The sequence below is a fragment of the uncultured Nostoc sp. genome, from assembly GCF_964245445.1.
GTDB lineage: Bacteria > Cyanobacteriota > Cyanobacteriia > Cyanobacteriales > Nostocaceae > Nostoc.
In genome coordinates, this window is sequence record NZ_CAXTNE010000466.1 from 1 (window position 1) to 3,242 (window position 3,242).

Sequence of the window (3,242 nt, forward strand, 5' to 3'; positions counted from 1 at the left end):
GTTGTTAGCGATCGCTGGTTTTTGATCCTACCTCACCAAATCGCGTTGCTCCCCAGTGTGTAAGTCCTAACTTTATACAAAAATTTCCCTATAGTACAGATGCATTTACCTACTTTCATGGTATTTCAAGCTTTTGTATAGCAGTATAAGTACATAGAATACTGTATTTTTTATATAAAGATGCTTTCAATATAGTTGTAATTTACTGGACACCAAAGTACCTTGTAAGTACTGACATACCAAAGATTTATTCCCAGCTACGACTTCTTTTAAGCCTGTTTTATGGCAGGAGTGAAAAGCAAACTTTCAATGCTGGGTGCAATATTTGGCATTTCAAATAATGTATTAAATTGCACATTAATTCTACCAAAAATACTCCATGATGAAAAGGTACAAATTAGCATTGGTAACCGCTAGCATTGCTTTGGGTTTTGGTATAACCCAAGCTAAACCAGCACAAGCTGCCACACTTAGTGGTCCGATTTACATCTATGCTGCTGCCAGCTTGACCGACACCCTACCCCAGGTTGAGGCACTTTACCAACAAAGTAACCCCAACGTCACCTTTATCAATAACTTTGGGGCTTCTGGTACTCTTGCTAATCAAATCCTAACGGGAACAAATCCAAATCCGGTAGATATCTTTTTCTCAGTATCCCAAGCACCGTTAGATACTCTGCAATCTGCAAACAAATTAATAGCAGAAACCAGACAAGACGTACTAAACAACACCTTGGCTATAATCACGCCGATAAATTCAACCATATCCATATCAAGCGTTCAAGACCTATTACAGCCACAGGTGCGCCAAGTGGCTATTGGTAATCCTGCGTTTGTTCCAGCAGGAGTATTCGCTCAGGAATTATTTGCTAATTCCGGCATATCGCAGCAAATCCAACCCAAACTTGTCTTCGGCTCGAATGTGCGTGATGTACTATCATTAGTGTCAAGCGACACTAATGATAGTATAGATGCGGGGATTGTTTACACCACAGACGCTCTAACATTACCTAATAAAGTCAAAATTGTATACACTCCGCCTATCAACGCTTACTCTCCGATTGTTTATGGCTCTGCTGTACTCCAACAAACTCAAAACCCAGACGCAGCTAGGGACTTCAACTCCTTTCTGAGCAGCTCTCAAGCGTCACCCGTGTTTCAGAGATTTGGATTCTCTACTATCCCCGAACCTATGACTACTGGTGGCTCAATAGCAGTAGGTATAGTCGGCCTTATGATGAAGAGAAAGGTAAGGGCAAAGGCCAAAGCTAAAGCAGCTGTGGATTAAAGGTTTTTGGCTGTATTCTCAATCAAAATTGAACTCATAACTGCAAATAGGAATTAACCCAGGTATAATCTTGACTTTTCACGGGATGTGGAAAGTCAGATTATGCTGAATCAATAGTTGCAATTCATTTTGATAAAAATCACCAAACATTCTTTCCATAGTTGTTGAATCAAGATTAGTTTGCATGGTGACTATGGTAATGGGTATTTTAAGCTGTGTCATCAGTTTGGCGTTAGCGAAGCTCGCCGTTCGCGTAGCGTCTCGTAGAGAAGGCATCGCTTTAATCCTTTCGCCTGATTTTATTCTGCTTAGAGTAGTGATATTACAAGTTTACGGAGAATTGCTATTAAGCCATTTGAAGCCCAATATCAAATGTTGCAGCGTAGCCAAGGCTTGTTTTATTGAGCTTGAGCAACATTTGTTCGCCACCATCTTGAAAAATTCCGTCTCCAGCGTTCTTTAAATTGCGTTGTCCCTTGCTGGCGTATGGAGTCTGGGTGTGTACTTGATCTGTGATCGAGTCATCGAAGTATAGCTGCGACGTAAACTCATAACTCTGTGCTGATGGCGCATCTGTGCGAACCTTAAAGTGGATATGGACGGTTCTGCCTTGATACCAACCAGGATAAATAGTTGTGAACTGGACGGTTCCATTTGCGTCCGTGACTTGATAGCCGCGCAGAAACTTTTTACCGACTGTACTAAAACCTGGATCTTTCACATCTGAATAAACGCCTAGCGCATCACAGTGCCAAATATCCACGATCGCACCTGCGCGTGGTGTACAACCAGTATTGCCAATCTGCAAAACCCGTAGTGTTAGTTGGAGTGGTACACCGTCTTTCACCGAACCGTCTGTTGGATCGGGACGGATGTCGGAGCGGTTAAGCTTTTCCTCCACGAAATAGGGGCCTTCGGTTTGCTCTGGAGTCACGACACACGCAGGCAATGTACTAGAGTTGGCTAAAGATGGTGCTGTAACGGCTACAGTCGATCGCGCCTGTGTGGATCTGGACTTTCTGGGTATGCATCCAACTACAATTATTGCAGCTCCGGCTGCCCTAAATAGAGCAAGTGCCTTTCTTCGACTCAAAATGCGATTTATTTGACAATATTCTTTTTTCATGCCGTGTTCACTATTTTTGTCATTCTCAAAGTTCTCTAATTTATCGGAGGATTTAAGAGGATTTAAAGTTTTGGATACTCTCAGCTACAACTTTTCAAACATCCTCTTAGCTCGACTTTATCCATTTTTTTCGCAACGCGATCGCCTAACCTGAAACCTTTGTGGGACGGCAGTTTTACTTTTTTAGCTTCATCGATAATCTGTGACGTGGAAAAAGTATTTGCCAAAAAGCCAGGGTTTTGCCAGATAAAGAAAACCGAGTTCTTAATTTTGGATAAAGTCGAGCTTAGGAATAGGGTTTGTAGTAAGGACTTTAGTCTTGGAATTTTAAGCACTGAAGTGCTTACTACGAACTCATCAAGTACTACTACGATTAATGGATAATTTAATTTTTTCCTTAATGTAGATTAGGACTTACGCAATAACTCTCTGAAAGTCTCATTCCTTTGTGTCCTACCCTGCGGGAAGCCACTTCTCTACGAGACGCTACGCGAACGTGTCTATGCACCTTTGCGTGCGGTAGCCTGCGGCAAGCCCTCCGGGTGACGCTCCTAACGTCGCTAACGCTGCGCTAACAGCAGTCGCTCATGGGGGAAACCCCCATCGCCCTTGGCGTCTCCCCTTGGGAGAAGACCGCGCTGCTTCACCGCTTTGCGTCTACGTTTTTCCATTATTTTGTGTAAGTCCTGATAGATAATGTTCGGCTATTTTGGTGGATTATGGCGATCAACGCCAGGAGGATTGGCAGGAACTCCTAGTGCATCTTTTAGCTTTTGTTCACTAACTCCTAACTTTGCCGCCGCCGCCTTAAAATCAGGTCGAGGTGGT

At 43.1% G+C, this 3,242-nt stretch carries 3 protein-coding genes; 1 reads left to right on the top strand and 2 read right to left on the bottom strand.

The window, feature by feature from the left end:
* The first annotated feature begins 379 nt into the window (after nucleotides 1–379).
* Nucleotides 380–1,288: a molybdate ABC transporter substrate-binding protein gene (gene modA, locus ACFE90_RS37275; protein WP_375507256.1), complete on the top strand. Its 909-nt coding sequence runs from the start codon at nucleotides 380–382 to the stop codon at nucleotides 1,286–1,288.
* Nucleotides 1,289–1,366: 78 nt separating this feature from the next.
* On the opposite strand, the gene ACFE90_RS37280 is transcribed toward modA, so the two are convergent.
* On the bottom strand, nucleotides 1,367–1,564 hold the full coding sequence (locus ACFE90_RS37280; protein WP_375507257.1) for a hypothetical protein: 198 nt from the start codon (nucleotides 1,562–1,564) through the stop codon (nucleotides 1,367–1,369).
* A 70-nt stretch (nucleotides 1,565–1,634) separates the two neighbouring features.
* Complete coding sequence (locus ACFE90_RS37285) at nucleotides 1,635–2,414, bottom strand: intradiol ring-cleavage dioxygenase (protein ID WP_375507258.1); 780 nt, start codon at nucleotides 2,412–2,414, stop codon at nucleotides 1,635–1,637.
* Nucleotides 2,415–3,242: the final 828 nt, after the last annotated feature.